Origin of the sequence: Methanobrevibacter sp. (genome assembly GCF_030539555.1) — an archaeon.
Lineage (GTDB): Archaea > Methanobacteriota > Methanobacteria > Methanobacteriales > Methanobacteriaceae > Methanocatella.
Genome location: NZ_JAUNXX010000071.1, coordinates 1 through 7045, shown reverse-complemented (window position 1 = coordinate 7045; position 7045 = coordinate 1). Strand labels below are relative to the sequence as shown.

General features: G+C 33.8%; 8 protein-coding genes. 6 read left to right on the top strand and 2 right to left on the bottom strand.

Annotated features, from left to right (window positions below; translation table 11 throughout):
* Positions 1-108 precede the first annotated feature (108 nt).
* The gene (gene comB / locus Q4Q55_RS09040) at positions 109-798 is read right to left on the bottom strand and encodes a 2-phosphosulfolactate phosphatase (RefSeq protein WP_303372490.1); all 690 of its coding nucleotides are present in this window, start codon (positions 796-798) and stop codon (positions 109-111) included.
* 39 nt (positions 799-837) lie between these two features.
* Here comB and Q4Q55_RS09035 point away from each other — a divergent pair, with 39 nt between their 5' ends.
* Both Q4Q55_RS09035 and Q4Q55_RS09030 read left to right on the top strand, forming a co-directional pair.
* The gene (locus Q4Q55_RS09035) at positions 838-1356 is read left to right on the top strand and encodes a hypothetical protein (RefSeq protein ID WP_303372489.1); all 519 of its coding nucleotides are present in this window, start codon (positions 838-840) and stop codon (positions 1354-1356) included.
* A gap of 51 nt (positions 1357-1407) precedes the next feature.
* The gene (locus tag Q4Q55_RS09030; RefSeq protein ID WP_303372488.1) at positions 1408-2331 is read left to right on the top strand and encodes a methanogenesis marker 7 protein; all 924 of its coding nucleotides are present in this window, start codon (positions 1408-1410) and stop codon (positions 2329-2331) included.
* 8 nt (positions 2332-2339) lie between these two features.
* Here Q4Q55_RS09030 and mmp10 read toward each other — a convergent pair whose 3' ends face one another.
* On the bottom strand, positions 2340-3590 hold the full coding sequence (mmp10, locus tag Q4Q55_RS09025) for a methyl coenzyme M reductase-arginine methyltransferase Mmp10 (protein WP_303372487.1): 1251 nt from the start codon (positions 3588-3590) through the stop codon (positions 2340-2342).
* A 488-nt stretch (positions 3591-4078) separates the two neighbouring features.
* Between mmp10 and mcrB the strand changes: the two genes are divergently transcribed.
* The 4 genes from mcrB to mcrG all read left to right on the top strand — a co-directional run.
* Positions 4079-5410, top strand: coding sequence for a coenzyme-B sulfoethylthiotransferase subunit beta (gene mcrB, locus Q4Q55_RS09020; RefSeq protein WP_303372486.1), 1332 nt, complete (start codon positions 4079-4081; stop codon positions 5408-5410).
* 36 nt (positions 5411-5446) lie between these two features.
* Positions 5447-5896, top strand: coding sequence for a methyl-coenzyme M reductase operon protein D (gene mcrD, locus Q4Q55_RS09015; RefSeq protein WP_303372485.1), 450 nt, complete (start codon positions 5447-5449; stop codon positions 5894-5896).
* A gap of 6 nt (positions 5897-5902) precedes the next feature.
* On the top strand, positions 5903-6502 hold the full coding sequence (gene mcrC, locus Q4Q55_RS09010; protein WP_303372484.1) for a methyl-coenzyme M reductase I operon protein C: 600 nt from the start codon (positions 5903-5905) through the stop codon (positions 6500-6502).
* 2 nt (positions 6503-6504) lie between these two features.
* Positions 6505-7045: coenzyme-B sulfoethylthiotransferase subunit gamma (gene mcrG / locus Q4Q55_RS09005; protein WP_303372483.1), on the top strand; the 541-nt coding region annotated here is incomplete at its 3' end.

The following is a 7045-nucleotide window of genomic DNA, read 5'->3' as shown; positions in this document are numbered from 1 at the left end:
AAGATACATGGGCGGTACCAATTATTGTTAAACATTCTCTTTTCATTAAATAAAACACTTCTTATTAATTTATTATCTAATTATTATATGAAATGAAAATATATAAAGTTAATCTTTAATCAATACTAATTCATCATTCTTGTAGATTGCAACATTATCGCTGAGATTTTTAGAAGAACAGCATTCAATATCCTTTTCATAATTGAGCTCAGTCAAGCGTTTTCCTGAAATGCTATTGTAAAACCCGTCTTTTAATGATTCATAGTCTCTGCTTGCAAGCAGTGCTGCTTTAGCATAATCGCTTAATTCATATTCTTCCAAGTTCTGGCAAATCCAGTATATTATTTCTCCGGATGCTAAAAAATCTTCTAAAGCAAAATTTCCTCTAACGCCCGCCATCACAATATCAATATGGTCATTGGCTATTCTGCAACTTGTCTCAGCAACTGCCTTTGCATTTATCATGCATCCTACAAGTACTGTGGAGTTCATGTTTTTAAGTATTCTGGTTCCATTGCTGGTTGTCAATATTAAATTTTCCTTATCGCTTTTGTAATTTTCAACGATTTCCGGAGAGTTTCCAATGTCGAATCCTTCAATCATTTTCCCTCCACGTTCTCCAGCGATAATCCCATCATATTTGTCTTTTAAGCTAAATGCTTCTTCAGGTGTAAAACAAGGTATTATTCTTTTAAAATTGTTTAAAGCTAGAGTTATTGTAGTGCTTGCTCTTAAAGCATCTACCATTATTGATACATCATCACTGCTTGTTGTCTCAAAACTTAATGTTACTTTCATGAAGTAATTTATATTAAATAATATTATAATAATATTATTATGAAAATTATCACTACACCCATGTGTGAGGAAATTTTAAAATTAGCTGGAATCTCTGATTATATCGTAAATAAAGATCCTGATGAAGAAGATGGGGATTTGGCTATTCTACTTTCTGAAAGTAAAGTTAAAATGAATAGTTTACCCATAAAACTCAATACCTCTTCACAGGTTTTTGAAAGCATTAAGAAAGTTTCGAAAATTGCTGAAAATGACTTGTCGGATGAGGAAATAAAATCGTTTTTCAAGGGTTATGATCTTTCTTGCAAATATTTGAATTCAGATTTTAAAAGAGATATAAATGTTAAAGTATATTCAAGATTTTTAAAAGACATTGTTTTGGATATGGGATTTAATTTGGTGGAGAATAATCCTGATTTCATTGTTTACCCGGATTATTTAAAGAATGATGTTCAGGAAAAGGATAATTTGGTTGAAATTCCATCCCATGGTTTTGTTTCAAAAAATCCATTTGAAAGAATTGAAGCAAGATATTCTATTTTGGAAACTTTAATATAGTTAGAAAATAAAGATTTATTTATATAATTGCATTTTTTGAGAGTTGTTAACATGTATGAAACATTAATCTTTACTGGTGGAGTTCACAAAAGTGAAGAAATTAGGGAATTAATTGAAGATTTAGGCGGTTTTATTCTTCAAGATAGTATTCAACAGATGGAATTGGTTTTAAACATGGCAGTTCCAATGGAAGATGTTGACAAGATTGAAGCAAAATCTGAAGAGTTGCTTGCAAAGCTATCAGTCGCCCCTATGGCAGGTTCTGAAATAGCTATTATTTCACCAACCCTTGCAAGGCACCATCTGCCTCATGCTGCATGTGATATTTCCGAATATTTAAGGGAATTCGGTGCAAAAGATAATATGATTGGTCTTGCACGGGGGGATGGTAAAGGTACTTCCGGAATTACTGAAGAAGAAAAAAGTTTAATTGAAGAACATGATGTGGCTGTTTTTGTTTTAGGAAGTTTTGAAAATTGCATAAAAGAAAAAGCTTTCTTATATGATGATATTGATATTCCAGTTATTGTGACTGGTGCACCTGATATAGATGTGGATGAACTTCCTGGTGCTGACGCATATGTTGGTGGTCTTGGTAGAATTCCAAGAAGACTCAGAAGAGGGCCCGACATACGTGCACTTGACAAATTGGTGGAAACTCTTGAAAAAATATTAAATGATAAAAAACGTGAAATGGCTCTTGATGCGCCGTTAGTGCCCTCCATTGTTGTTAAAAATGCAATTGAAAATCAAGTGGGTGCAATTAAAAAAGTTATTTCTCCTACTCCAGTAACTTCACAATTGGATGGGGTTCGTGTAAAATTAAATTATGATAAATATTCTGATGAAATAGCAAATGTTGTTATTGATGGTAAAAAATTATCAGAAATTGCTGAAATAAAAAAATCATTCATGTATGATTATATTTTAGTAAAAATCAATAGTGTGAGTTCTCTTGTTGAGGATTCAAACTAATCTTTTTTTTATTTTATAATGCGCATTCCAAAGAAATTAATGGCATCAACTAAATCATTAAATTGTTCTAATTCTCTTTCTATTACATTTTCATCTGTCATATCGATACTCAATTCACCATCAACGCTTAATGTATCTGGGCCACGACCGACAAGTCTTTCAACACCGTCAGCACTTAAAATCCTCTCAGCATCAAGTTGGTGAACGAATGACCTTCCAGGAATTATTACAGCTTGTTTTATTTCATTTAAATCAAGTTTTTCCAAATCTTCTTTTGTAATTAAGCAAGCTATTTCTTTTTCAACTGCAACAATATTAACGTTGTCTCCGGTTTCCAGTTTGCTGAAAATTTTAGAGATATATGGTTCTGCTATTTTTGACGTGATTATTGTTGCTTCGCCAGTTATTGGTTTGATAAACTGTAAAAAGATTTCATTTTCGTCATTTGCTATTGCGAATGGTCCTCCAGTTTCAGGATCACAAAGTGGTGTTCCGCTAACTCTAAATTTATATTCGGAGTTAATCTGTTTAACAAGTTCAGCGAAATCTTCAACAGGCTGTGATTCAATTCCTTTAATAATGGGTTCATTACCCAATATTAATCCTTCATTGAATGTATTTGCAAATCTCATTAAAAGCATTCCTTTCGCACCCCATTCTTCAAGGGAATTGCATGTTTCTCTAAGAACGTCTCCATCATTAACACCGGGGATGATGACGGCAGCACCTGTTAAATCGATGTTTTCGCAGAATATCTTACAAGCTTTAAGGGCTTCTTGGGGATTTGGGTCTTTAACCCATTCCTTTCTAAGTTTCGGGTCTGATGAAAATATTGTGAATGAAACTTCTTTAACACCATTATTTATCAATCTTGTAGCAGTTTCCGAATCGCTTATTCCTTTTCCGCAGGTGTAGCCTAAAACAGAAGGTATTGAAAATTGGTTTAAATTTGCAGTTAAGGTTTCAAGATGAGGATAACAGCTTATGTCGCCACCTCCGCTGATGTACGCACTAATTTCGCCCATCCTCATGTTCATCATCAAAGCACTCTGCACTTCATTCATCACTTCGAATGGTGTCTTAAATTCGCTTTGGGTTTCACTTATGCCTTTGCTGCATCTTTCACAACCGATTTTATTGGGCAAACAATGTGCGCAGCCAAAACTTTTAACCTCTTTGACCTTTCTAAAGTAACAGTATTTGCAAAAACCGTTACAATCTTTTCCAGGTATTCCTCCAACATCTGCTACAAGTTGCATAATTTTATATTTTTATTTTCATTTTATTTATAAATGAAGTATTATTTTCTGATAAAAATTTTGTATTACCTTTTGTAATATTTATTACTTAGGGAAGTAAAAGTAATAATTTATTATTTTTCTTTATTCTTTTAAATTCATATTTTTTAATTTTATTTTTATATATAAATGTCTATATGATTTTATTATCATATTTTATTGTTATTTAATTGGTTGTATTCATTTTTTTGACGGTTATATTTGTATTAAAAAGTAATACTTTTGACTAGTTTTTTCTTAAAAATAAAATGTTTTATTATACTTTATAAACTTTTCTAAAACTTTTCATAGGTAATCTTTATATTATATCTAATATAAAATAAAATTTGTATACCATATGGCTGGCTATTGCAAAAAAACTTGCTTTGTAGCTCAACTCAATTTGGTGAAAAAATTTCACCATTGAGAGTGGTATATTAGTTAAACTCTATTTATTTAGGAGGGAAAAAATGGCAAAGTTTGATGATAAAATCGATTTATTCGATGATAGAGGCAACGAAATTGCATCTGACGTACCAATCGAAGCTATCAGTCCACTCAGAAACCCTGCAATTCAAAGCATTGTAAAAGGTGTTAAAAGAACTGTTGCAGTAAACTTAGAAGGACTTGAAAAATCTGTTAAAACAGCATCCGTTGGTGGAGACAAATCCAGAATCTTAGGAAGAGAATTAGATCTCGCTATTGTTGACAACGCAGAAGCAATCGCAGATAAAATTAAAGGAATTATTCAAATTTCTGAAGACGATGATACTGTTGTAAAACCTATTTCTGGAGGAAAAAGGTTATTAGTACAAGTACCAACCAGAAGAATCGATGTTGGTGCAGAATACTCTGCAGCTCCATTATCAACCGCTTCAGCTTTAGTACAATCTGTTATTGACATTTGTGATGTTGATATTTACGATGCAAACTTCGTAAAAGCTGCAGTATTAGGTAGATACCCACAATCTGTAGACTACAAAGGTTCTAACATTGCAACCATGTTAGACATTCCACAAAAACTTGAAGGTGCAGGTTACGGTTTAAGAAACGTAAAAGCAAACGACTTCGCTGCTGCTACCTTGAAAAACACTTTCCAAGCTACTGCTTTAGCTGCAATTTTCGAACAAACTGCTATGTTTGAAATGGCTGATGCTTTAGGTGCATACGAAAGATTACACTTATTAGGTTTAGCTTACCAAGGTTTAAATGCTGATAACATGGTATATGACTTAGTAAAAGAAAACGGTGCTGAAGGTACTGTTGGTAGTGTTGTACAAGCAACTATTGCTCGTGCAGAAGCAGATGGTGTAATTGCTCCTCAAGAACAATTAACTGATTTCGCTATTTACAACACTGATGATGCAGCTAAATGGAACGCATATGCTGCTGCTGGTGCTGTTGCAGCTACTATGGTTAACGTAGGTGCTGCTCGTGCTGCTCAAGGTATTCCATCTACTTTATTATACTTCAACGACAACCTTGAATTCGCTACTGGTTTACCTGGTCTCGATTATGGTAGAGCAGAAGGTGTAGCTGTAGGATTCTCCTTCTTCAGTCACTCCATCTACGGTGGTGGAGGTCCTGGTCTCTTCAACGGTAACCACGTTGTAACCAGACACAGTAAAGGATTCTGTATTCCTTGTGTAGCTGCTGCTATGTCATTAGATGCAGGAACACAACTCTTTTCACCAGAAGCAACTTCTGGTTTAATTAAAGAAGTATACAGTCAAATTGATGAATTTAGAGAACCTATTAATGCTGTTGCAATTGCAGCTGAAGAAATTAAAGGTGACATCTAATTAATTTAAACAAATCTAATTTCGAAGGTTTAGAATATGGATATTGAAATATTTCCTTACAGAGTTCTTGGAAGTGACACAACAGAAAAATTGTTAAATGACTTGGAATCTCTTGAAGATGTAAAAAGGACTGTTATCCATGGTCCAAGATTTCCGAAAGGTGAAGCTACTTTGCCTCCAAAATATAGGGAGCGTAGGATAATTAATATCAAGGGGGAAGATGTCATTTTACAAGTTAAAACTGCTAGAATATTCCTTGAAATAACTATGGAATCCACAATTGGTGAAATAGAGGAAATCTGTAAAGAACATATCCCATATGGTTTTGATATTAATCAGGATAGGTCCAATTATATCAGAAAAGAAAAAACTGTTACTGATAGAATTAAATATGGATCTTCAGATTTACCGGATGAACTAGTTGGAATGACAGATCAATATTCAAATTTCGATGACCATGTGAATATAATTAAAAAGGATGACTAGATTAATATGATAGGACGCTGTACTCACGTAGTAGATTGTAGAGAAGCAAGTGGTATGGGTAAAGGTGGAAGTCTTGCTCAAAGAGGGACTTTTGCTGAATGTGGTGCTGATGTATGTGCAGTAGCTATGTCTCCTGGACGTAGGCATATTACTAAACCAGTTTGCGAAATTACTTTTGGTTTACGTGAAGCAAATGTTTTAACAAGTACAATGGTTTTAAATGCTGGTGCAGGTGTTCCTAGTGATGCTCCTGCTTCAGGAGGTACCTTATTTGGGCTTACTGATAAAGAAGTGGAACAAATGCGTAATTTCAAATTACTTGTTATTCACTTAGGTGGAGTTGCAAATCACTTAATTTACAAAGCAAGATTAATTTTAAGGAATGTTAATAAACACTGCATTATTATATGTGAATCACCTGTGGACTGTGAAGATTTTGCTAAAATTGGAGTAAAAACTTCTAAAGTCATGCCAACAGAAGAAAACATTAAAACTTTAGGAACTATCGATGATGTTGTTACAGGGGTTATCCGAGGTCAAACAATTTCACAGGAAAAATTAGATGAAATTATTAGAAAAGTTAAATTAGCATTAGGAGATGCATAATTATGGTACAAATTTATCCAGGTACTTCTCAGGTTGCTCAAAACAGAAGAAACTTCACTAACGCTGAATATGAGTTAGAAAAGTTAAGAGAAATCTCTGATGAAGACGTAGTAAAAATATTAGGTCATAAAGCTCCAGGTGAAGAATACAAATCAGTTCACCCACCATTAGATGAAATGGATGAGCCAGATGACAGTGTAAGAGAATTAGTAGCACCAATCGACGGTGCAAAAGCAGGAGACAGAATTAGATACATTCAATTCGTAGACTCCATGTACTTCGCTCCAGCTCAACCTTTCTTAAGAGCTAGATCCTACTTATGCAGATTTAGAGGAATCGATACTGGTACATTATCCGGAAGACAAGTAGTTGAAGCAAGAGAAAGAGACATTGAAAAAATCTCAAAATATCTCTTAGAAACCGAATACTTCGATACCGCAAGAACCGGTATTAGAGGTGGAAGTGTACACGGTCACTCCTTAAGATTAGATGAAAACGGTTTAATGTTCGACATGCTCAGAAGACAAGTATTCAACAAAGAAA

Coding starts and splice junctions, on each gene's coding strand:
- comB (WP_303372490.1), bottom strand. CDS start 798: ATGAAAGTAACATTAAGTTTTGAGACAACAAGCAGTGATGATGTATCA.
- Q4Q55_RS09035 (WP_303372489.1), top strand. CDS start 838: ATGAAAATTATCACTACACCCATGTGTGAGGAAATTTTAAAATTAGCT.
- Q4Q55_RS09030 (WP_303372488.1), top strand. CDS start 1,408: ATGTATGAAACATTAATCTTTACTGGTGGAGTTCACAAAAGTGAAGAA.
- mmp10 (WP_303372487.1), bottom strand. CDS start 3,590: ATGCAACTTGTAGCAGATGTTGGAGGAATACCTGGAAAAGATTGTAAC.
- mcrB (WP_303372486.1), top strand. CDS start 4,079: ATGGCAAAGTTTGATGATAAAATCGATTTATTCGATGATAGAGGCAAC.
- mcrD (WP_303372485.1), top strand. CDS start 5,447: ATGGATATTGAAATATTTCCTTACAGAGTTCTTGGAAGTGACACAACA.
- mcrC (WP_303372484.1), top strand. CDS start 5,903: ATGATAGGACGCTGTACTCACGTAGTAGATTGTAGAGAAGCAAGTGGT.